Origin of the sequence: uncultured Dokdonia sp. (assembly GCF_947496725.1) — a bacterium.
Lineage (GTDB): Bacteria > Bacteroidota > Bacteroidia > Flavobacteriales > Flavobacteriaceae > Dokdonia.
The window spans coordinates 1-22,859 of the sequence record NZ_CANMDS010000003.1 but is presented as its reverse complement, the minus strand read 5'-3'; the positions used below and the strand labels follow the sequence as shown (position 1 = coordinate 22,859).

Genomic DNA, 22,859 nt, shown 5'->3' with positions numbered 1-22,859 from the left:
GGTGAAAAATCCCGTAAAACCTATTAGATTTACTTTTTAATGATACACCTTATAACAATAAAGTAACTCTCTTAATAATGCACTATTACAGTCTCAATAATAAAGCACCACAGGTAACCTTTGACACCGCAGTTATAAAAGGAATTGCGCCAGATAAAGGACTGTATTTCCCTGAGCGCATACCTACACTACCTACGCAGTTTTGGGAAACTATAGAAGAGCTGTCTAAAGAAGAGATTGCTTACCAAGTGATGCAACCGTACGTAGGTGACACGATGGATGAGACTACGCTTAGAGAAATTGTAGCAGATGTATTATCGTTTGACTTTCCTATCGTTCCCATAACAAACCATATAGGTACGCTTGAACTCTTTCACGGGCCTACAATGGCATTTAAAGACGTGGGTGCTCGCTTTATGGCTAGATGTTTAGGTCATTTTCTTAAAGAGCAAAACCAGCAAGAAGAAGTAACCGTACTAGTGGCTACCAGTGGTGACACTGGCGGCGCTGTGGCAAGAGGTTTTTATAAAGTACCCGGTATAAAAGTAGTCATACTCTACCCCTCTGGTAAAGTGTCTGACGTGCAGGAGCGACAGCTCACCACGCTAGGAGAAAATATTACTGCTCTAGAGGTAGACGGCACCTTTGACGACTGTCAGGCTATGGTAAAAAGAGCATTTTTAGACACAGACATCACTAGTATAAAACAGCTTACCTCTGCAAATAGTATTAATGTTGCTAGGTGGTTACCACAATCACTGTATTATCTATTTGCATATAAAGAATTAAAAAAACAGGGCAAGGCAGATAAGATTGTGTTTTCTGTACCTAGTGGTAACTTTGGAAACATTTGTGCTGGTATGGTGGCACACCTTATGGGGATGCCCGTGCATCACTTTGTAGCTGCTGTAAATAGCAATACCACTATCCCTAGGTTTATGAAAACGGGTCATTACAGCCCTACTCCTACCGTACCTACCATAAGTAACGCGATGGATGTAAGTGACCCTAGCAACTTTGTGAGAGTGCTTCAGCTTTTTGAAAATAGTAGACAGCTTTTATCTACTAAGTTTTCATCATATTCATACTGTGATAATGCCACTAGAGGTGCGATGCTTGATATATATAAGGAACACAACTACACTGCAGATCCACACGGTGCTGTGGGATACTTGGGGCTAAAAGAATACCTTAAAGACCATCCAGATGCGCACGGTATCTTTTTAGAAACAGCGCATCCTATAAAATTTTTACCAGCTGTAGAGCCAGTAGTAGGACCGCTAGCCCTTCCAGAGCAAATAAAAGAACTTATGAATGCTCAAAAAGATGCCCTCGCCATAAGTGATTATCAAGAACTTAAAAATTACCTGTTAGAATAACGCTTTCGCGAAAGCGTGTATAACCCTATTTCATTCATCATACTGGTAGCGGCATCATTATCGTGCAAAAAAATAGTAACTTTCTACAGTTGTTATACCCGATAATAGACCAAAAATCCAGTGCAATGAAATATTATATATCGCTTTTGCTATGTATCATAACTTTACAAATGTCTGCTCAACAAGTGTCTAGTGAAGCACTAAAAGCCTTTGAGGCTAAGACCTACGCTTATAAAGGCAAAGAACTTCCGTATAGAATACTGTATCCTGAGAATTTTGATACGAGTAAAAAATACCCCTTACATTTATTTTTACACGGCGCAGGCGAGCGTGGTAGTGATAACCAAGCTCAGCTTGTACACGGCAGTGATCTCTTTGTGAAGATGAATGAGCAATACCCTGCTGTGGTTATATTTCCGCAATGTCCTAAAGGTGACTACTGGGCAGATGTTGAGGTCACGCGAGGAGAAAACCAAAATGTCTTTAAGTACCCTGCAAATCCTACTCCTACCTGGGCAATGCAAGCGGTTACTGCCTTACTAGAAGAAACGCTTGACGAGTCCTATATAGATCATAATCGTATCTATCTAGGTGGACTCTCTATGGGAGGTATGGGTACATATGAGTTACTCGCCAGCAAGCCAGATACCTTTGCGGCTGCAACGGCAATATGTGGAGGTGGCTATCCTGCAAATACTGCGAGATGGGCACAACAAACACCGGTATGGATTTTTCACGGAGAGGTAGATGCTGTTGTGCCAGTAATCTACTCTCAACTTATGGTAGAATCATTGCTGCAAAACGGTCAAACACCTAGATTTTCTTTATATCCTAACGTAAACCACGACAGCTGGACAAATGCTTTTAATGAGCCAGATTTCTTCTCGTGGGTATATGGACATACTAAAGAAACAGGTGATCCAGCTGACACACCAGAGGTAATCACTGAAGACTGCACACCAGAGTGGCTCAAGTTTTCTGAAAGCAGCCTACTCACAAAATTTAAAAAAGACAATGAACGGTTAAAAACTACAAATAACTCACAACGTATTGTTTTTATGGGAGATTCTATCACTGAGGGATGGTCTAGTACAAGTCCAGAGTTTTGGGAAGAGAATCCTCATTACATAAATCGTGGTGTAGGTGGCCAGACCACCTCACAGATGCTACTACGCTTTAGAAAAGACGTAATCAACCTAGCACCACAAAAAGTAGTTATCCTCGCAGGTACAAATGATATTGCGGGTAACACCGGGATTACCTCAAATCAAACTATTTATGATAACATCATTACGATGGCAGAGCTTGCCACAGTTCATAATATAGATGTTGTCTTAAGTTCTATTCTTCCAGTATATGACTACCCTTGGAAAACTGGTTTACAACCTGCTAACAAAATCACAGAACTCAATACATTACTCAAAGACTACGCCCTTAAAAATGGTCATACCTACATAGATTATCACAGTGTGATGATAGATGCACAAAACGGGATGCAGTCATTACTCACCTATGATGGTGTGCATTGTAATAAAGCAGGTTATGAAGTGATGGAAAAAGTGCTAAGCTCTGCATTTTAAAAAATGACACATACACTCAAGCATAAAAATTGCCCGTTAATAAGGCTAAAAAATCACTCTCGATATACGTAGATAATTTAGATTTAATTTATCTATCAAATAAGGACCTTTCCTTACATTTGTGTATCAAAAAGAAGTAGATTTTATATGAAAAATACAGCCTTAACAAAAGTACACGAAGCCCTTGGGGCAAAAATGGTCCCGTTTGCGGGCTATAATATGCCCGTATCATATGAGGGTGTAAATGCAGAGCACGATACCGTAAGAAACGGTGTAGGTGTTTTTGACGTGTCACATATGGGTGAATTTCTTGTTTCTGGAGAAAAGGCGCTAGACCTATTACAATGGGTATGCTCAAACGATGTTTCTAAAATAAAAGTAGGTGGTGCGCAGTACAATTGCTTCCCAAATGCTACGGGCGGTATTGTAGATGACCTCATTGTTTACCGCATAAAAGAAGATCAATATATGCTCGTTGTAAATGCGAGCAACATAGATAAAGACTGGGCTTGGATAGAAAAACAAAACGCAGAAAAGGGTTTTAATGCAGATCTTAGAAACATATCAGAAGGGCACTCGCTACTGGCTATACAAGGACCTAAAGCTATCGAGGCAATGCAAAGCCTTACAGAAGTAGATCTTACTAGTATTAAATTTTACACCTTTGAGGTAGCACCTTTTGCTGGACTTGAAAACGTTATTATAAGTGCTACAGGCTATACTGGTAGTGGAGGGTTTGAAATCTATTGTAAAAATGAAGAGGCAGAGCAACTATGGACCAAGGTTCTAGAAGCTGGTGCAGACTGGGGTATAAAACCCATAGGTCTTGCGGCTCGTGATACCTTGCGCCTAGAGATGGGATACTGTTTATATGGTAACGATATAGACGAGACTACCTCGCCTCTTGAGGCTGGTTTAGGCTGGGTAACAAAATTTACAAAAGACTTTGTAAACAGCGATGCACTTAAGGCTCAAAAAGAAGAAGGATTAAAGCAACGCCTTGTAGGTTTTGAACTTACAGAGCGTGGTATACCGAGACAAGGGTATGATATCGTTACAGAAGAAGGTACAAAAATAGGCCACGTTACCTCTGGTACAATGGGCCCATCTGTAGATAAAGGTATTGGTATGGGGTATGTAGATACCGCTTTCGCGAAAGCGGACTCAGCAATCTTTATACAGATACGCAAGAAAAGAGTACCTGCAACCGTTGTAAAGACTCCATTTTATAAAGGATAGAAAAACCGAAAGATTAATCCCAAATTTCAAAAAGGATTACTTTTTGAAATTTGGGATTTTTTATACAAAATAAGTACGCTATCGCATTTAAAAAGTCAAAAGATAAGATACTCATACTAGGAGCCAGTGGCTTTTTAGGCAATGGTCTATACAAGGAATTGTACAGGTATTATAACACCTATGGCACCTATCATTCTGGTAAAATTTATAGTGATAACAAGCACTATTTAAAGTTTGACCTTGTAAATGATGATGTGTATGAGTTATTGCGACAAATACAGCCTTCTGTAATTATCTCTGCGCTGCGAGGTCCATTTACAGACCAGCTAGAGGCACACGAGCTTATGGTGGGTTATGCCCAAGAAACGGGTTGCCGTATTATATTTTTATCAAGCGCAAATGTTTTTGACGCATTTTCAAACTACCCAAGTTATGAAAATGATAAAACCCTCTCACAAAGCATATACGGAAAGTTAAAAATACGTGTGGAGACACTCCTTATGAGACATCTACCAGAAGAACAATATGCCATTGTGCGATTGCCTATGGTTTTTGGGGTAGGCTCACCACGTATACAAGCTCTTAAAAATGAGCTCTTACTAGGTGATCCCATAGAGGTCTTTCCGCATCTTGTGATGAATACTACCACAGATGCAAAACTACGCCAGCAGATACATTATATTATAAATAGAAAACTCTCTGGTATCTTTCATTTAGGTAGTACAGATCTCATACACCACAAGGAGTTTATACACGAGCTGGTGATAATGCTCGATCTTAATAGAAAACCTATTTATAAAAATGTATTTACTAGCAATACAGATCGCTACCTAGCCGTACTCCCTCGCGATAACCGACTACCAAAACATTTACAGATTACAAATGAAACGGTTGTTGAGAGCAGTAAGAAGTATATTTAACCAGTAAAGATCTCATAAAACGACCTTAGTACGTATCTTTAAAACAAAAGAAATTTATGATCTGGCATTTATATATTATGGCTGCAATGTACATCATTGCAGGTGTGATGCACTTTATAAAACCACGTGTTTACGGAGCAATAATGCCTCCTTACATACCATATAAGAAAGCAATGGTATTCTGGAGTGGTGTGGCAGAGGTTGTACTTGGTGTGGGTCTTCTTTTTGATACTACCAGAGTATATGCCGCGTGGGGTATTATTTTAATGCTCCTTGTATTTTTTACGGTTCATATAGATATGATTACTAATGAAAAACACAAAGGTAAATTCCCAATGTGGTTACTATGGTTAAGACTACCGTTACAATTTTTACTTATGTACTGGGCTTATCAATACTTATAAATGTCTTTATTTTCTAGCGAGCCATACAATCTTGATATTCCGGATGGAGATATCACTTATTATGAAGATTTTCTCTCAAAAGAAGAGGCGCTACACTTTTATAATATACTTTATAAGGAAACGCCCTGGCAACAAGATGATATTACCGTTTTTGGAAAAACCTATGCACAACCTAGGCTCACTGCGCTCTATGGTAATAATGGCAAGCCCTACTCCTACTCTAATATCACGATGCACCCGCTCGAATTTACTTTCGCTTTAAGCGAAATAAAAAAAAGAGTCGAAGCAGTCACGGGTATTACATTTTCTACTTGCTTGCTTAACCTATATAGAGATGGAAATGACAGCAATGGGTGGCACTCAGATAATGAGAAAGAATTAGGCAAGAACCCTGCAATAGCATCTGTGAGCTTAGGTGCAACTAGAGCTTTTAAACTTAGGTATAAGAAAGATCACAGTATTAATAAAAAGCTTATGCTAGACTCTGGAAGTTTACTTTTAATGAAAGGATCTACGCAAGAGTGCTGGCAGCATACAGTACCAAAAACTGCAAAACAAGTAACGCCGCGTATAAATCTAACCTTTAGGGTTGTAAAATAAAAAAAGCAAACGCTTAGGGGGTACGTTTGCCTTAGTTATCTACCCGATTAAAGTCACGAGTAGATGAATTCTTTCTTGGGATGAAAGCCAATTTACATAAGACTTAGAAGCTTAAAACAATAAGTAATTTAGGGGTTACTAAGCATCAATTTTTTACTTCTAAGTCACTATATCAAATAATTATAATCGCGCATCTCTACTAGGGATGTGATACTGTTATGATTTAAAAAAGAGGTATTGTCACCAAAAAAAATCATTAACTAAAAAACTAGGGAACTCAGAAAAAAGTCAACCTAAGCGATAAACAGTGTATATATTATGAACATATATAGAATGTAAGAGCAAAAAGGAACTAACAACTAACCTTAAAACCAAACGTGACAATACCTCAAACTTTGTACTCTTACACTCGTCTATTCTAACGGGCGCAAAGCTATGCACGCATAGTAAATCTAAACTAGTAAAATATTGATAAAAAATTGTAAAAAACTTGTAACAATCTGATAATAAGCAGTAATTATGCAATCTAAAATTAAATTTGTATCTTAAGGTACACTATTTAAAGCCCCTACTTAGTCATAATATGCAACAATTTAGCCTACAAGACACTTTCCTTATTAAACAGTTTGAGAGAACTGGAAAGCATCAGGATACAGACCTCAGATCTTATTTTCAAATAATTTTTATTGAAGAAGGTAAGGGTCGTCATTTTGTAAACGAGTTTATAGTAACCTATACAACTGGTGATGTATTTTTAATCGCACCAGAAGATAAGTACTGGTTTGAAATAGATGGTACTACCTCGTTTTGTTATTTTCAATTTACAGAGTCATTATTTTCTAGTAAAATGAACCTACCAGATAGGTCGTACTGGCTACATCGCATAGAAGGTATTATACATAGTCCTAACCAGATGCCGGGAGATATTATTACAAATCCTTACGACAAGGCACTCATCTGGCATATGCACAATGTAATTATACAAGAGTATGAGATGGGTAAAGAATTTTACAAGCATAATATCTCAAATATGGTGAGTACCACCTTGAGTATTATAGCTAGAAACATTCTGAGAGATATTAAACCTGTTAAGAAAACAGGTAATAAAGATCAACATACCACTATAGAGTCTTTACTTAATTATATACGACAGCACGTATATGACACAGACCTTATGAAAATAAGTGCTATTGCAGATAAGTTTAATATGACTAGCAGTGGGATAAGCGCCTATTTTAAAAAGAAAACTGGAGACTCGTTACATCACTATATTTTAATGTATAAAATACAGCTAGTTAAGTATAGACTCAAAAATACTGACTTTACAGTGTCTGAAATAGCTTATCAACTAGGCTTTACAGATGAGAGTCACCTCACGCGTATCTTTAAAAAATATAACGGTCTAACCCCAAAACAGTTTAAGAAGCAAGAAGAAGCTAGGCCACTAGCCTAAAATCTCATTAAGTAAAGTAGCCAGACGTATACCTCCTTTTTGTAATTGTCCTTTAAGAACATTAAAGTAGTCATACATATATCTGTACCCTAGCTTTTCACCTTTTTCAGTATTTGCATAGATTTCTTTTACAAGAACGCGGCTATCCTTCATCCAGTCTACATAAGTACCCTGGGCGATTGCTTTCTCTTGATTTTTAGTAAGACTAGGCATATTATCTGCAAGTTCTGAGTAGCTCATCCCGTAACTTTCTATCATCTGTGTGTCCCATACTCTGTGAAGATTTGTACCATCATTATACCATCGTACTTGAAAATCGTTACCACCTTTATCTTCACTAATTCCGTTATGCAGTGGCTGGTGTAAATCTCCTATAAAGTGCACAAGCATACGTAAGTAAAATGCTTTATCTTCTTTTGTAGCAGTGTCAGACTTTATAACAGCTATACTCTTCTCTATACCGCTTATAATATCTCCCTTCTCACTTCTAGGGTGCTGTTCAAAAGAACTATCAAAAGGTACATTTACATAGTGCCAAGGTCCAAAAGATCTATATTTTTTATCACTCTTAATCTCATCTGCATAGGTAGATACTAGTGCAAGAGACTCCCCATCTAGTAATTCTGCAATAGCTCTTTTTGTCTTTTTAGTTAAGTACTTTTCAGCAATAGCACCAGTGGTTCTATGACCCGTTTTTCCCCAGTCAAAAGCAGTGGCTTGTAGTGAAAAAAGTAAAACAAAAACTAAAAGTAAAGAATAACGCATTGTATAAAATTTTGAGCAAAAGTACAATGAATCAACCTTCTTCTGTGTTATAAAAATATTAAGAATAAGTCCGCTTTCGCGAAAGCGTAAACAACACTATCTTTAACTCTATAAATTCATATAATAATGCAAACTTCACTAAAGCTAAAATTACTTATACCGATACTTTGTTTACTCGTACAAACTGGTGTCTTTTCTCAAAGTTATAGTGGTAGAAGTGACCTGCGTATCACAGATATGGTTTATGGAACCTTGCTTACCCCAGAAACTCCCACTTCAAAACTTGCGATAATTATTCCAGACTCAGGCCCAACAGATCGCGATGGAAACCAGCAAATGATGCGTAATAACAGCTTAAAACTTCTCGCCGAAAGTCTTGCTCAAGAGGGTGTCGCTAGTTTTAGATATGACAAGAGGGTACTTACATTACTAAAGAAAAATGCGCTTCAAGAAGATAAACTGGACTTCACAATGTTTATAGATGATGCAGTGGCTGTTATAGATTACTTTAATAAACAAGGGCGTTTTAAAGAAGTGTTTATCATAGGTCACGGGCAAGGTTCACTCATAGGGATGGTGGCTGCTCAACAAACAACTACAAGTGGTTTTATATCACTCACTGGAGCGGGACAATCCATAGATCAATCTATTATTAATCAAATAGCATTGCAAATGCCAGACCTTAAAGACAAAGCGGCAACAGCTTTTAAAACACTTAAAGAAAAAGGAAAGGTAAAAGACTACTCTCCAGCCCTAGGATCTATTTTTAGGCCAGCCGTGCAACCGTTTATGGCAAGCTGGATGCGTTATAACCCCAGTGAAGAGATTGCAAAACTTAAGATACCTGTTCTCATTATAGATGGTACAAATGATTTACAAACTTCTCCAGAAGAAGCTATAAAACTACAAGCTGCCCTTCCTACAGCTAGTTTATCCCACATAGAGGGGATGAATCACGTCTTACGTATTACCGGTAAAGACAATCTTGAAAACTCAAAAACATATAATAATACCGCCTTACCTATTGCCTCTGCGCTTATAGATACAATAAGTGCGTTTATAAATCGTGAGTAATGCCTATAGCGTTAAACAGAAAGCATAAAGATTATTATATGGGGTTAAAAGCTTCTTAAATTTAAGTTATAGCATAGCCATTTTATTTACTTTTAGGCATAACCAATCAATATTAATGCTTAAATACGTTTTATCTATCGCAATACTAGTTGCGAGCCTTACTACCTATGCACAGACTAAGGAGGTAGGTGTAAAATTTATAAATTCACCCATTACCGTAGACGGATCGCTAGATGAGCCAGTATGGAACGAGACGAAACCAGCAACAAACTTCTGGCAATACTTCCCTACAGATACCATACAGGCTCCATATCAATCTGAAATAAGGTTTTTATATACAGACAAGACACTTTATGTAGGTATTAAAGTATTTTCTCAAGGAGATGACTATGTGATACCCTCGCTAAAGCGTGACTTTAGAGCTGGCGGAAGTGATAATACCACTTTAATGTTTGACACTTTTAATGATGGAAACAATGCTTTCTTATTTGGCTCAAATCCCTTAGGTATACGTCGCGAGGCTCTCGTATCTGGAGGTGGTACAGACTTAAGAGGTTTTACAACTAGCTGGGACACAAAATGGGTAGGTGAGACTAAGCAGTATGATGGCTATTACATTTGTGAGTGGGCCATCCCTATGAGTGCCTTTAAATTTAGAGAAGGCGAGACCAGGTGGCGCTTTAACAGTTACCAGTTTGACACTCAAGATAATACTAGAAACACGTGGATAAACATACCTCAAAATCAGTTTATATTTAATCTGGCTTATATGGGAGATATGGTTTTTGAAAAACCGCTAGGTAACTCAAAAAGTCCCATATCAATTATTCCATATATAAATGCGATAGCAGGTCAAGATAGAGAACTACCAGATGATTTTACAGAAGTAAAAGTGGGCGGTGATGCTCGTTTTACTATAGGTAATAGTCTTAATCTAGACGTCACCATTAACCCAGACTTCTCACAGGTAGAGGTAGATAATGCCATCACAAATCTCTCACGTTTTGAGGTGGGGCTACCAGAGAGGCGCCAGTTTTTTATAGAAAATAGTGACCTCTTTGCAGATTTTGGAGATCCTAGAGCGGCAAATCCATTTTTTTCGAGACGCATAGGTATCGCAGAAGACTTTGAGGGAAATACCATTATAAATAACATTGTAGCTGGAGCAAGACTAAGTGGCAAAGTGAATAATAACTTGCGCGTAGGTCTACTTAATATGCAAACCGAAAAGGATGAGCGCAATGAGATCTCTGCAAATAATAATACTGTTATTGCCTTACAGCATAGAGTCTTTAGCCGGTCAAACATCTCTGCTATTTTTGTAAACAGACAAGCCACAGGTAATGAAACTTTTGTAGAACCTGGCGAGCAATATAACAGACTAGTAGGTCTAGATTATAATCTTGCAAATGAGGATAACAGTTGGAACGGTAAATTTTACCTACACAAATCTTTTACCCCTGGTGTAGAGCGCAAAGACTTTTCTGGAGGAGCTCGAATTGAGTATAATAGAAATAACTGGAGAGCAACCAGCGCTACCCTCTTTGTAAACGAAGACTTTAACTCAGACCTAGGTTTTATACCCCGTAAAGATATCTTTAGAAATTTTTCAAAACTTGAACGCCTCATATTCCCCAAGTCTGGAGCAATAAATAGACATATATTCTCTCTCAACTCATTTTATGTGTGGCGACCAGAGCTAGACTTCACACTAGGTGATCGCACGCTCTCTCCACAGTGGGAGGCAGAGTTTAAAAATACAGCCAGCCTCGCTGTAAAGCCACGAGCACGTTTTACTAAGCTTTTTGACACCTTTGACCCGTCGCGCTCTGAAGGTTTAGAACTTCCAGAAGGCAGTGAGTATAGTTATAATAGCATAGAGCTTGAGTATAATTCAGATAGAAGAAAGGCACTTTCATATACCTCAAATGCTACCTATGGAGACTACTTTAATGGTGAGATTTTAACACTAAGAGCAGGAGCAACACTACGTTTACAACCTAAGTTAATTATAGGTTTTAATGCGCGTTATGATAAAATAAACCTTCCTGCCCCCTACTCAGATAATGACATCTGGCTCGTAAGCCCTCGTGTGGAAGTGACATTTACAAAAAATCTATTTTGGAACACCTTGCTTCAATACAGTACCTTGCAAGACAACTTTGGTATCAACTCTAGATTGCAGTGGCGTTTTGCTCCTTTATCAGATTTATTTTTGGTTTATAATGACAACTATTTTACAGATACCACCTTTGCTCCACGCTTCAGAAGTATAAATTTAAAGCTCACTTACTGGCTCTATTTATAGGGATTTTCATATTTTCGGGACGCTTCTAGATAAATTAGGAGCGATTATTTTTTACGCTTTCGCGAAAGCGTAAACACCCTCACAACTATGGAGAACACACCTTATTTTACAAATGATGCTATCGTCTTTGGCCTCATAGCTCTTGCACTAGCGGGCATATTTTACACCTCTGGAAAGAAAACAGGCTTCTGGGGTAAGTTTTATGGCGTTGTACCAGCCTTACTATTATGCTATTTGATCCCCGCAATATTTAATAGTGTAGGATTAATAGATGCAGAGAGTAGCCAGCTATATTATGTAGCGAGTCGCTACTTGCTACCTGCCTCTCTTGTACTTATGACATTAAGTATAGACCTTAAAGCTATTGTAAATCTAGGCCCAAAGGCACTTATTATGTTCTTCACAGGGACCTTAGGTATCGTAATAGGCGGGCCGCTTGCTATTTTATTAATCTCAGCCATTTCACCAGAGACGGTGGGCGGTGCTGGTCCAGATGCGATATGGAGAGGGCTGTCTACACTAGCAGGTAGCTGGATAGGTGGTGGTGCAAATCAAGCAGCTATGCTAGAAATTTATAAATACAATCCTGCCAAGTATGGGCAAATGGTACTCGTAGACATAGTAGTAGCAAACGTATGGATGGCAGTATTACTTCTAGGAATAGGAAAATCAAAACGCATAGATAACTGGCTTAAAGCAGATAACACAGCTATAGAAAAATTAAAAGAAAAGGTATCAACCTTTGCCGAAGGTGTAAAACGCAACCCTACTCTTAATGACCTTATGGTAATGCTGGGACTTGCCTTTGGCGCTGTAGGTATTGCACACTGGGGAGCGAGTGGTATGTCTGCACTGTTTTCTGATATACCTAAGGACTCTGCCCTTGCGTCTTTTGGCTCTACATTTTTCTGGATGATTACAATTGCTACGGCAATAGGTATTTTGCTTTCGTTTACAAAGGCAAAAAACTATGAAGGCGCTGGAGCAAGTAAGATAGGTAGTGTTTTTATCTATATACTGGTTGCAAGCATAGGTATGAAGATGGATTTACTAAGTATACTTGATAACCCAGGGCTTATAGCTATAGGTTTTGTCTGGATGGGTATACACGCTGGCCTACTTATACTTGTGGCAAAACTAGTAAAAGCGCCCTTTTTCTTTCTTGCTGTGGGAAGTCAGGCAAACGTGGGAGGAGCAGCCTCTGCTCCTGTTGTTGCAGCAGAGTTTCACCCGTCACTAGCGAGTGTGGGAGTGTTGCTAGCGGTCTTTGGCTACGTGGTAGGAACCTATGGTGCGATATTGTGTACAATTTTAATGGAAATGGCCTCTGCAGGCTAGTTTTGTTTGTAAAATAATGAGATATTTGCGGCCTTAACAAGACTATATTATGACTAGAATTACATACCTTTTATTAGTAAGCTTTTTAATTATCTCGTGTTCAAAATCTGGTAACTTAACACTTACAGGAACCGTAAAAGGCCTTAAAAAAGGGACTCTTTATGTGCAGCATATACAAGACACTGCACTAGTAAATATAGACTCTCTAGAAATAGATGGAGAGCCAGAGTTTGAATTTATACTAGACATAAAAGAGCCAGAGGTTTACTATTTACACCTAAGTAAAGAAAATGAGTCTGGCTATGATGATCGCATACCTTTCTTTGCAGAAGAGGGAGCTATCAACATCACTACATCACTCAAAAACTTTGAAGGATTTGCAGCAGTAATAGGGTCAGAAAACCAAATGTACTGGCAAGAGTTTCAAAATATGAACAAGCAGTTTAATGATAAAAACCTTGATCTTATAAAGGGCTCTTTTGAGGCTAGACAGAGCGGTTTACAAGAAGATATTGTAGCCTATGATGACTCACTACAAAGCCTTGTTAAAAGGAAGTATCTTTACACAGGTAACTTTGCATCTGTACATAAAGACAAAGAGGTAGCTCCTTACCTACTTTTGACACAGATTCCTGATGCTACAACTTCTTATCTAGATACCCTTTACAAGACATTCCCGAGAAAGACTAAGCAATCTCTATATGGTAAACAGGTAAAAAGATTACTCGAAGAGCGCAAGGCAAATTAATGCCACTCTGTTGATAAACAACGCTCAATTTACCATCACAAACTGAAGCTCATCTTCAGAAATTACAGTATTTTTGCATTCAAAATAAGAACTATGGCAAATATTAGAGATTTAAAGAAAGATATCAATTTTGTACTAGGTGACATCATTGATGCCGTGTACGTATGGGAAGCGCTTAACCCAAAAGAAGATGCCGCTAAAGGTGAAGCGATTATAGATGACGCAATTAAGACATTTGATACCCTTATTGCAAAGGTAAATGACCGTAAGGTTGAAAATAGAGGAAAAAATTTAGAAGCCGTACGCACTGATCTTGAGAGAGATGCAAGCGGTCTTATTGAAAGAATTAATAAGCTTTAATTTTTTTTCAAATTGAGGTTGCAAATATGATATAAATGCTATTATATTTGCACCCGCAATGCCGATGTAGCTCAGCTGGCTAGAGCAGCTGATTTGTAATCAGCAGGTCGTGGGTTCGAGTCCCTCCATCGGCTCAAAAAGGTCTTCTTTTATAGAAGGCCTTTTTTGTTTTAAAACCATTACGATTATTAAAAGTAAATGTGAGCACGCTTTCGCGAAAGCGTAAAAAGATTACAGCCCCTTTATTACAGAAAGTGCTTTAGGAATGTGCTTGCCAGCCATCATACTATTAAAACGCATTTTAACGGTGCCTGTGGCATCTATAACAAAGGTCTCTCGTCCTGGTAACAAACCTAGAAGTTCGTTCTTTACACCGTATAAACGACGTATTTTATTTTTTTGATCTGAAAGGGTGTCAAAAGGTAGGTTGTGCTTTGCTCTAAATCGTTTATGACTCGCTACACTATCTGCACTTATACCAAATACTTTTGCCCCTGCATCTGTAAAATCCTGATACTGATCTCTAAAACTACAGGCTTGCGCAGTACAACCGGGTGTGAAGTTTTTAGGGTAAAAATAAATTACTAGAGGTACTTGACCTAGTAGTGAGTCTATAGAAACATCTGTACCGTCTTGATTTTTTAAACTAAAGCCTGGTGCCTTATCTCCTACTTTTAATGCCATTTACTCTCCTTTATAGGTTACAAAGTTGCGCGGTGTCTCATATAGAGTCACCTCCAGATCAAACTTAGGTTCTAACACTGTTTTGATTCTATTATAAATGACAACCGCAATATTTTCTGCCGTTGGGTTAAGCTCTTTAAACTCCTGTACCTCAAGATTAAGATTTTTATGATCTAGATAGTCTTCTACCTGAGCTTTTATAATATCCTTTAAAATTTTAAGATCTATCAAAAATCCGGTTTCTGGGTCTATATCACCAGTGACACTTACTGTAAGGTCGTAATTATGACCGTGAAAATTAGGATTACTACACTTACCGAAAATCTGGCTATTTTTTTCATCATTCCAGTCTGGTCTGTATAACCTATGTGCAGCGTTAAAATGTGCTTTTCTGTGTGCAGTTATTCTCATTGCTTAATGTGGTTATAGAATTTATCAAATATAATTTTAAACCAAGCTGTATATAGTTCTGGGTGACTTGCTATATCTTGTTTAACCTTTTCTAAATCCATCCATTTCCAGGCCGCTACTTCATCTTTATTTATAACAGGTTCTTGCTCTGAGTGACCTATGAGGATATGGTCTAACTCGTGCTCTGTAAGGCCATTGTCAAAAGGCGCTTTGTATATGAAAGAAATGCTTTCTTCTAGAGGAACGGTAAAACCCATCTCCTCTTGTAACCTACGGGTACCAGCTTCTATATTACTCTCACCATCGCGCTGGTGACTACAACAGGTGTTGGTCCATAGGCCGGGGCTGTGATATTTATGAAGCGCTCGCTGCTGGAGCATAAGCTCGTTTTTATCATTGAAGACAAATACAGAAAAAGCGCGGTGTAGTAAGGCCTTTTCGTGAGCTTCCATTTTGGGCATTAACCCTATTTTATTATCATTTTCATCTACTAAGATGACTAATTCTTCTTTCATAAGCTTTGTAAAAATACAAATAACTCATAAAAAAAGCGCCTCATATGAGACGCTCTTGAAATTATTGAAAGTAAGGTTAGTTATTACTTAAAACTATAAACTCACTTCTTCTGTTAAGTTGATGTTGTTCTTCACTACACTGAACACCGTTTGAACATTCATTAACTAGCTGAGACTCTCCATAACCGCGACCAGAAAGTCTAGATGGATTAATTCCCTTTGCAATAAGCCAGTCTCTAGTAGATACATTACGGTTTTGAGATAGTGTACGGTTGTACTCATCATTACCTCTACTATCTGTGTGTGATCTTACGTCTATACGTACAGAAGGATACGTTTCCATATACACTAGTACTTTTGCAAGCTCAATCTCTGCATCTGGTCTTATATAGTACTTATCAAAATCAAAGTATATAGGATTAAGATTTAATATTTTTGCAATATCGTCTCCTGGTTTTGCAATTTGAACAGCACGTTCTAATTGTAAAAACTCTTGAATTTCACCAGATAGATTAGGCGTAGACACTCTTTTCTCTACTGTAGTGTATCCATCTTTAGATCCTCTTAAAAGATATTTTGCATCACATTCTGGCTCAAACTCAAAAGTTGCTTTTCTACCAGTAACTATAGATTCAATAAGATTACTCTTATCATCATATAAAGCTACAGTAGCACCTTTTAAAAGCTCTTCTGTGTTTTTATCTGTTACATTACCAGTTAGTAATATTTCACAAAGAGGTTCTGGCCTTCTAAGCTCTCTTATCATATAGATGTCATCATCTATACCAGATTTACCACGGTTAGAAGAAAGAAATCCAGTTTTAGTGTCAGAATTAATTATGAATGCAAAATCATCTTTAGATGTATTTGCAGGCTCTCCAATATTAAGTATAGTTACATCCTCACCAGTTGCATCAAGATTAGTTAAGAAAATATCTAAACCTCCAAGACCTGGGTGACCGTTTGAAGCAAAGAATAGATCATTTGCTGCGCTTACATATGGAAAACTTTCTCTTCCTTCAGTATTAATTCTATTACCAAGATTTACTGGCTCTCCATACGTACCATCATCATTAATTACTACATACCATAAGTCTGCTTGACCTAAAGTACCTGGCATATCTGAAGAGAAGTATAATTTTTTACCATCTGGGCTTAAAGCCGGGTGAGCTACGGTATAATTATCACTATTAAATGGTAATTCCTTAACTCCGCCCCAAGCGCCATTTTTATAACTTGCGCGGTACAACTTTAACTGGTTAGTACCTGTACTATCTTTACTAAAGATGCCATTGCTATAGTTATTACGTGTGAAATACATAACACTATCTCCCTTTGCAAATACAGGAGAACTCTCGTGATATTGCGTATTAAGGTTTGCGCTAAATGGCTTAGCAAACTTAGTTCCACCATCTTGACCTACTTTACTAGTATCTACTTGGTATAAGTTTAAGAATGGTTGACCGTTCCATTTATGCACACGTTTTGTATAACCGCCTGTATCTCTGTTTGAGGCAAAAATCAATTTGTCCTTATACAATGCAGATCCAAAATCTGAGTATCCAGAGTTAATTTGAGTGATAGAAACATCGTAAGCTCCTTTTTGCTTTTCAATCTCTCTAAGATAATCAGGTGCTTTTCTAAATAATACAGCTCTAGTATCATCCTCACCAAGGTCATAAAAGCGAGCCATCATCTTATCAGATAATGAATAATCTTTTGTTGCTCTTAATGACGTTGCATATCTAAAATATACTTCTGGCTCTACATCCTCTGGAAATTGCTCTATAAGCTTTCCATAATATGTTGCTGCTTCATCATATTTTGCATTTAAATAATATGAGTCTGCAAGTCTTTTAAAGAGGTCACCAGATTCATATCCTTTATCAACTACTTTTTGATAAATTTCTTGAGAGTTTACATAATCATATTGATTAAATCTCTTTGTTGCTCTTTCTATCTTCTTTTCCTGCGCGTATCCAAAAAATGCAGTAAGAAGAAATATAAATAATGTAATTTTTTTCATAGTACTGTATTAAAAGAATCGTGGTGTTAACATTCTATCATACTCGTTAAAGAGCTCAAATCTTAAAAACACTTCAAAACTACCGTCATTATAGACAGTATCCCCTAAGTCTGTGCTCTCTCTATCATAAGCAAGCCCTATTAACATACTGTCTGATACTTGAAAACCTACAAGACCGCTTAATGCAGCGCTCCATCTGTAAGCCGCTCCAAGGTGAAGCTTTTCCATTACCAAAAAGTTTGCAGTAAGATCAACTTGTAATGGCGCACCTTGAACCAATTTTACAAGAGTACTAGGCTTAAATTTAAGTTGATCACTTATATCAAATGTGTATCCCATTATACCATAGTAATGAATACGCTCTTTTGCTATAAAACTAGCTCCATTGCTATTATTACCTACATCAAAATGTTCTGTTTGAATAAGATTAGGCACACTTACACCAGCATAAAAATTATCTGTGTGATAGTATAAACCAGCACCTATAATAGGTGAGATCTTATTATCAATGTTTTGAGAAAATCTAGGATCTGTCACATCAAATAATGTAAGCTTAGTGAAGTCTACATCTAGTATGTGTCCTCCAGCTTTAAGTCCAAAACTTAATTTTCCAGACTCTGAAGTATTAACTGTATAACTAAAATCTGCCCCTACATAAGTCTCTTGCGACGGTCCAAGTGCATCATTTACAATAGAAAGTCCAAGCCCTACTTTACCTTCACCTATAGGTGAGTGTATACTTAAACTCTGTGTACGTGGTGCGCCGTCTAGACCAACCCATTGACTTCTGTGTAGTCCTACAATACTTGTAACTCCTCTGTTTCCAGCATAAGCTGGATTGATTGCCACGGTATTATACATATACTGCGTATACTGTGGATCTTGCTGAGCATTTACTTCGGTAAAACTTAGCATCGTAATCACTAGCAATACGATGAGATGTAGCTTTTTCATTCTAATCTTAGTTTAAATCATTTAGTAAAATGACTTCCGTTGTTTGAACGGAATCGTCATTTTACTAGATGTTATTGTTATTACGCTTTCGCGAAAGCGGTTTTCTAATTATCGGTTAATATATAAATATCCACTTAATCGTTTCAATCCGTCCTCGGTTTGATAGTTGATTAGGTAGTAATATGTTCCTTCTGGAAGTTCCTTATCAGCATTGATAGTAGTTCTTCCATCTGAAATACCTCTAAACACTACTGATGTGTTATCATAACCATTTCCTTCGAACACTTGAACACCCCATCTGTTGAAAATCTGAACATTATTATCTGGGAAGTCTATAATTCCTTCAATAATAAATACATCATTTTGTCCATCACCGTCTGGTGACATACCAGTAAATACTTCAAGATCTGTTACATTAAGAACACTTGGTATTACTGTTATTGTTGGATCATCAGGGTTACCATCTCCATTAATATCAACATTTGTATCATCTGTAGGATCATCAGATAGGTCAATTAACTCTACTCCATCAGGTAATATACCACTTACAGTAGCTTGGTTAATAACTGTTCCATTTTCGATATCCTCCTCAGTGATAAGGTATGTAGCCGTAAATGTTGTACTATCAGATTCTCCTGGTAATAATGTAATAGGACCTCCATCTACATCAACTAGTGGATCAGTAATTACAATATCTTCAATAGTTAATTCTCCAGTGTTTGTCACTGTGAATGTATATTGAATAATCTCTCCTGGTTCAAATACTCCATCACCGTTAAGATCGATAAGCTCACCTGTTTTCTCAAGAGCTATTGAATTTGCTCCTGTAGGTAAGATAGTAATTGTAACATCTTCCTCACCTTCAACAGTACTATCATCATCTGATGTATCTTCTACGTCATCTCCATTAGGGTTCTGACCAGTTGCAAGTGCTTGGTTTTCTACCATTCCTGCATCTACATCTTCTTGTGTTAGTGTGTATACAGCAACAAATGTTGTACTATCACTAGCTCCAGGCTCAAGATCTATTGGACCTCCAGTTACAGCTACTAATGGATCTGTTATAACAATATTTGATATCGTAACATTTCCAGTATTTGATACTGTAAAGTTATAAGTGATTGTCTCACCAGCTTGTGCAAAACCATCTCCATCCTCATCATTGAAGGTTCCAGTTTTTACAACTGCAATAGATCCAATATCTTCAGGTAAATCTGTAATTGTCACATCATCCTCACCTTCTTCAGTACTATCATCATCTGATGTATCTTCTACGTCATCTCCATTAGGATTCTGACCAGTTGCAAGTGCTTGGTTTTCTACCATTCCTGCATCTACATCGGCTTGTGTCAATACATACTCAGCTACAAACGTTGTACTATCACTAGCTCCTGGTACTAAATCGATAGGACCGCCAGTTACAGCTACTAATGGATCTGTTACAATAATGTTTGTTACTGTTACATTTCCTGTGTTTGTCACTGTGAAGTTATAAGTGATTGTCTCACCTACTTGTGCAAAACCATCTCCATCTTCATCATTGAACGTTCCAGTCTTAACAATTGCTATTGTTCCTGGATCTTCTGGTAGATCTGTGATTGTTATATCATCATCACCTTCTTCAGTACTATCATCATCTGATGTATCTTCTACGTCATCTCCACTTGGGTTCTGACCAGTTGCAAGTGCTTGGTTTTCTACCATTCCTGCATCTACATCTTCTTGTGTTAATACATACTCAGCTACAAACGTTGTCGCATCACTAGCTCCTGGTACTAAATCGATAGGACCGCCAGTTACTGTTACTAATGGATCTGTTACAATAATGTTTGTTACTGTTACATTTCCTGTGTTTGTCACTGTGAAGTTATAAGTGATTGTCTCACCTACTTGTGCAAAACCATCTCCATCCTCATCATTGAACGTTCCAGTCTTAACAATTGCTATTGTTCCTGGATCTTCTGGTAAATCTGTGATTGTTATATCATCATCACCTTCTACTGTACTATCATCATCTGATGTATCTTCTACGTCATCTCCATTAGGGTTCTGACCAGTTGCAAGTGCTTGGTTTTCTACCATTCCTGCATCTACATCGTCTTGTGTTAATACATACTCAGCTACAAACGTTGTTGCATCACTAGCTCCTGGTACTAAATCAATAGGACCGCCAGTTACTGTTACTAATGGATCTGTTACAATAATGTTTGTTACTGTTACATTTCCTGTGTTTGTCACTGTGAAGTTATAAGTGATTGTCTCGCCAGCTTCTGCAAAACCATCTCCATCTTCATCATTGAACGTTCCAGTCTTAACAATTGCTATTGCTCCTGGATCTTCTGGTAAATCTGTGATTGTTATATCATCGTCACCTTCTACTGTACTATCATCATCTGATGTATCTTCTACGTCATCTCCACTTGGGTTCTGACCAGTTGCAAGTGCTTGGTTTTCTACCATTCCTGCATCTACATCGTCTTGTGTTAATACATACTCAGCTACAAACGTTGTCGCATCACTAGCTCCTGGTATTAAATCAATAGGACCGCCAGTTACTGTTACTAATGGATCTGTTACAATAATGTTTGTTACCGTTACATTTCCTGTGTTTGTCACTGTGAAGTTATAAGTGATTGTCTCACCTACTTGTGCAAAACCATCTCCATCTTCATCATTGAACATTCCAGTCTTAACAATTGCTATTGTTCCTGGATCTTCTGGTAAATCTGTGATTGTTATATCATCATCACCTTCTACTGTACTATCATCATCTGATGTATCTTCTACGTCATCTCCACTTGGGTTCTGACCAGTTGCAAGTGCTTGGTTTTCTACCATTCCTGCATCTACATCGTCTTGTGTTAATACATACTCAGCTACAAACGTTGTCGCATCACTAGCTCCTGGTACTAAATCAATAGGACCGCCAGTTACTGTTACTAATGGATCTGTTACAATAATGTTTGTTACTGTTACATTTCCTGTGTTTGTCACTGTGAAGTTATAAGTGATTGTCTCACCAGCTTCTGCAAAACCATCTCCATCTTCATCATTGAACGTTCCAGTCTTAACAATTGCTATTGCTCCTGGATCTTCTGGTAAATCTGTGATTGTTATATCCTCTTCTCCTTCTACTGTACTATTATCATCAGAAGTATCAACTACATCATCTCCATTTGGATCCTGACCAGTTACAAGCGCTTGGTTTTCTACCATACCTGCATCTACATCTTCTTGAGTTAATACATACTCAGCAATAAACGTAGTATCATCACTAGTTCCAGGTACTAAATCAATAGGACCGCCAGTTACTGTTACTAATGGATCTGTTACAATAATGTTTGTTACTGTTACATTTCCTGTATTTGTCACTGTGAAGTTATAAGTAATTGTCTCACCAGCTTGTGCAAAGCCATCTCCATCCTCATCATTGAACGTTCCAGTCTTAACGATTGCAATCTCCGGATCCTGATTAAGAACTGTAATAGTACATTCCATACAATCTGGATCATTAAGAGGATTATTAGGATCTATACCAGTTGGATCTTCAGACGCATCTGTTGCTATTTCTCCAGCTGGATCTTGACCTGTAGCAATTGCTTGGTTGTATACAGCTCCTGTATTAATATCCTCTTGAGTTATTGCATATATAGCTGTAAAAGTCATTGAATCACTTTCTCCAACTTCAAGATCGATAGGTCCACCCATTACATCAACTAGTTCATCAGTTAAAGTAATATCGCTCAATGGTACATCACCATTATTGAAAACAATAAAGTTGTATATAATTGAGTCACCAAGGTTCACTACTCCATCTTCATTTGTATCCTCATAATTACCTTCTTTAAATACATCTAGTGATGGATTATCTGGAGTTACTGTTACTACTACAGTAGCAGTCTCAGTAGTTGTTGTTCCATCAGGGTTTGTTACAGTTACTGTGTATTCAAAAGTATCTTCTCCGTTGAAATCAGGATCTGGAGTATACGTTACTGTTCCATCATCGTTGATTACTACAGTTCCGTTTGCAGGATCTGTAACATCAGTTACTTCTACATCAGCAGCAGGATCAAAACCATCATTATCTAATACATCAATTAC

At 37.7% G+C, this 22,859-nt stretch carries 19 protein-coding genes and 1 tRNA gene; 13 read left to right on the top strand and 7 right to left on the bottom strand.

From position 1 onward, the window contains the following. Positions 1 to 77: 77 nt before the first annotated feature. The 7 genes from thrC to Q0948_RS06930 all read left to right on the top strand — a co-directional run bounded on the left by thrC (position 78) and on the right by Q0948_RS06930 (position 7,575). Positions 78 to 1,379 (top strand): threonine synthase, encoded by a 1,302-nt coding sequence (gene thrC, locus Q0948_RS06960; RefSeq protein WP_298351309.1) that lies wholly within the window; start codon positions 78 to 80, stop codon positions 1,377 to 1,379. Positions 1,380 to 1,549: 170 nt separating this feature from the next. Next, positions 1,550 to 2,959, top strand: a complete 1,410-nt coding sequence (locus tag Q0948_RS06955; RefSeq protein ID WP_298351312.1) for a GDSL-type esterase/lipase family protein — start codon at positions 1,550 to 1,552, stop codon at positions 2,957 to 2,959. A 147-nt stretch (positions 2,960 to 3,106) separates the two neighbouring features. Continuing rightward, a complete protein-coding gene (gene gcvT / locus Q0948_RS06950) occupies positions 3,107 to 4,198 on the top strand; it encodes a glycine cleavage system aminomethyltransferase GcvT (protein WP_298351315.1) in 1,092 nt (363 codons plus the stop codon). Positions 4,199 to 4,248: 50 nt separating this feature from the next. Continuing rightward, positions 4,249 to 5,118, top strand: a complete 870-nt coding sequence (locus Q0948_RS06945) for a sugar nucleotide-binding protein (protein WP_298351318.1) — start codon at positions 4,249 to 4,251, stop codon at positions 5,116 to 5,118. 56 nt (positions 5,119 to 5,174) lie between these two features. Beyond that, positions 5,175 to 5,522 carry a MauE/DoxX family redox-associated membrane protein gene (locus tag Q0948_RS06940; protein ID WP_298351321.1) on the top strand — a complete coding sequence of 116 codons (348 nt, stop codon included), beginning with the start codon at positions 5,175 to 5,177 and terminating at the stop codon, positions 5,520 to 5,522. After that, positions 5,523 to 6,122, top strand: a complete 600-nt coding sequence (locus tag Q0948_RS06935; RefSeq protein ID WP_298351325.1) for an alpha-ketoglutarate-dependent dioxygenase AlkB — start codon at positions 5,523 to 5,525, stop codon at positions 6,120 to 6,122. Positions 6,123 to 6,705: 583 nt separating this feature from the next. Next, a complete protein-coding gene (locus tag Q0948_RS06930; protein ID WP_298351329.1) occupies positions 6,706 to 7,575 on the top strand; it encodes an AraC family transcriptional regulator in 870 nt (289 codons plus the stop codon). Here the strand turns inward: Q0948_RS06930 and Q0948_RS06925 are convergent. Beyond that, entirely contained in the window at positions 7,567 to 8,340 is a 774-nt protein-coding gene (locus Q0948_RS06925; protein ID WP_035325063.1) for a S1/P1 nuclease, read from the bottom strand. The two genes, Q0948_RS06930 and Q0948_RS06925, sit on opposite strands and share 9 nt — an antisense overlap. 126 nt (positions 8,341 to 8,466) lie before the next feature. On the opposite strand from Q0948_RS06925, the gene Q0948_RS06920 reads away from it, so the two are divergent. From Q0948_RS06920 to Q0948_RS06895, 6 genes are all read left to right on the top strand, one after another. Next, on the top strand, positions 8,467 to 9,414 hold the full coding sequence (locus Q0948_RS06920; protein ID WP_298351334.1) for an alpha/beta hydrolase: 948 nt from the start codon (positions 8,467 to 8,469) through the stop codon (positions 9,412 to 9,414). 115 nt (positions 9,415 to 9,529) lie between these two features. After that, on the top strand, positions 9,530 to 11,722 hold the full coding sequence (locus Q0948_RS06915; RefSeq protein WP_298351337.1) for a DUF5916 domain-containing protein: 2,193 nt from the start codon (positions 9,530 to 9,532) through the stop codon (positions 11,720 to 11,722). Positions 11,723 to 11,809: 87 nt separating this feature from the next. Further along, entirely contained in the window at positions 11,810 to 13,060 is a 1,251-nt protein-coding gene (locus Q0948_RS06910) for a DUF819 family protein (protein ID WP_298351339.1), read from the top strand. Between the two features lie 49 nt (positions 13,061 to 13,109). Next, positions 13,110 to 13,808, top strand: a complete 699-nt coding sequence (locus Q0948_RS06905) for a DUF4369 domain-containing protein (RefSeq protein WP_298351341.1) — start codon at positions 13,110 to 13,112, stop codon at positions 13,806 to 13,808. Between the two features lie 93 nt (positions 13,809 to 13,901). Next, the gene (locus Q0948_RS06900) at positions 13,902 to 14,168 is read left to right on the top strand and encodes a hypothetical protein (protein WP_021779448.1); all 267 of its coding nucleotides are present in this window, start codon (positions 13,902 to 13,904) and stop codon (positions 14,166 to 14,168) included. A 60-nt stretch (positions 14,169 to 14,228) separates the two neighbouring features. After that, positions 14,229 to 14,302 (top strand) — tRNA-Thr (locus tag Q0948_RS06895). 97 nt (positions 14,303 to 14,399) lie between these two features. Here the strand turns inward: Q0948_RS06895 and Q0948_RS06890 are convergent. From Q0948_RS06890 to Q0948_RS06865, 6 genes are all read right to left on the bottom strand, one after another. Then, on the bottom strand, positions 14,400 to 14,852 hold the full coding sequence (locus tag Q0948_RS06890) for a peroxiredoxin (protein ID WP_298351348.1): 453 nt from the start codon (positions 14,850 to 14,852) through the stop codon (positions 14,400 to 14,402). Further along, positions 14,853 to 15,263, bottom strand: a complete 411-nt coding sequence (locus Q0948_RS06885; protein ID WP_298351351.1) for a 6-carboxytetrahydropterin synthase — start codon at positions 15,261 to 15,263, stop codon at positions 14,853 to 14,855. It abuts the gene before it with no gap. Next, on the bottom strand, positions 15,260 to 15,778 hold the full coding sequence (gene idi, locus Q0948_RS06880) for an isopentenyl-diphosphate Delta-isomerase (RefSeq protein WP_298351354.1): 519 nt from the start codon (positions 15,776 to 15,778) through the stop codon (positions 15,260 to 15,262). Before idi ends, Q0948_RS06885 begins: the two co-directional genes overlap by 4 nt. 76 nt (positions 15,779 to 15,854) lie before the next feature. Next, positions 15,855 to 17,804 (bottom strand): OmpA family protein, encoded by a 1,950-nt coding sequence (locus tag Q0948_RS06875; protein ID WP_298351357.1) that lies wholly within the window; start codon positions 17,802 to 17,804, stop codon positions 15,855 to 15,857. 9 nt (positions 17,805 to 17,813) lie between these two features. Next, positions 17,814 to 18,758 carry a type IX secretion system membrane protein PorP/SprF gene (locus Q0948_RS06870; RefSeq protein WP_298351359.1) on the bottom strand — a complete coding sequence of 315 codons (945 nt, stop codon included), beginning with the start codon at positions 18,756 to 18,758 and terminating at the stop codon, positions 17,814 to 17,816. A gap of 108 nt (positions 18,759 to 18,866) precedes the next feature. After that, on the bottom strand, positions 18,867 to 22,859 hold a 3,993-nt coding region (locus Q0948_RS06865), incomplete at its 5' end, for a gliding motility-associated C-terminal domain-containing protein (protein ID WP_298572873.1).

Bases quoted from the DNA above. Each gene is read 5' to 3' on its own strand.
- thrC (WP_298351309.1), top strand. From the start codon at position 78: ATGCACTATTACAGTCTCAATAATAAAGCACCACAGGTAACCTTTGAC.
- Q0948_RS06955 (WP_298351312.1), top strand. From the start codon at position 1,550: ATGTCTGCTCAACAAGTGTCTAGTGAAGCACTAAAAGCCTTTGAGGCT.
- gcvT (WP_298351315.1), top strand. From the start codon at position 3,107: ATGAAAAATACAGCCTTAACAAAAGTACACGAAGCCCTTGGGGCAAAA.
- Q0948_RS06940 (WP_298351321.1), top strand. From the start codon at position 5,175: ATGATCTGGCATTTATATATTATGGCTGCAATGTACATCATTGCAGGT.
- Q0948_RS06935 (WP_298351325.1), top strand. From the start codon at position 5,523: ATGTCTTTATTTTCTAGCGAGCCATACAATCTTGATATTCCGGATGGA.
- Q0948_RS06930 (WP_298351329.1), top strand. From the start codon at position 6,706: ATGCAACAATTTAGCCTACAAGACACTTTCCTTATTAAACAGTTTGAG.
- Q0948_RS06925 (WP_035325063.1), bottom strand. From the start codon at position 8,340: ATGCGTTATTCTTTACTTTTAGTTTTTGTTTTACTTTTTTCACTACAA.
- Q0948_RS06920 (WP_298351334.1), top strand. From the start codon at position 8,467: ATGCAAACTTCACTAAAGCTAAAATTACTTATACCGATACTTTGTTTA.
- Q0948_RS06915 (WP_298351337.1), top strand. From the start codon at position 9,530: ATGCTTAAATACGTTTTATCTATCGCAATACTAGTTGCGAGCCTTACT.
- Q0948_RS06910 (WP_298351339.1), top strand. From the start codon at position 11,810: ATGGAGAACACACCTTATTTTACAAATGATGCTATCGTCTTTGGCCTC.
- Q0948_RS06905 (WP_298351341.1), top strand. From the start codon at position 13,110: ATGACTAGAATTACATACCTTTTATTAGTAAGCTTTTTAATTATCTCG.
- Q0948_RS06900 (WP_021779448.1), top strand. From the start codon at position 13,902: ATGGCAAATATTAGAGATTTAAAGAAAGATATCAATTTTGTACTAGGT.
- Q0948_RS06890 (WP_298351348.1), bottom strand. From the start codon at position 14,852: ATGGCATTAAAAGTAGGAGATAAGGCACCAGGCTTTAGTTTAAAAAAT.
- Q0948_RS06885 (WP_298351351.1), bottom strand. From the start codon at position 15,263: ATGAGAATAACTGCACACAGAAAAGCACATTTTAACGCTGCACATAGG.
- idi (WP_298351354.1), bottom strand. From the start codon at position 15,778: ATGAAAGAAGAATTAGTCATCTTAGTAGATGAAAATGATAATAAAATA.
- Q0948_RS06875 (WP_298351357.1), bottom strand. From the start codon at position 17,804: ATGAAAAAAATTACATTATTTATATTTCTTCTTACTGCATTTTTTGGA.
- Q0948_RS06870 (WP_298351359.1), bottom strand. From the start codon at position 18,758: ATGAAAAAGCTACATCTCATCGTATTGCTAGTGATTACGATGCTAAGT.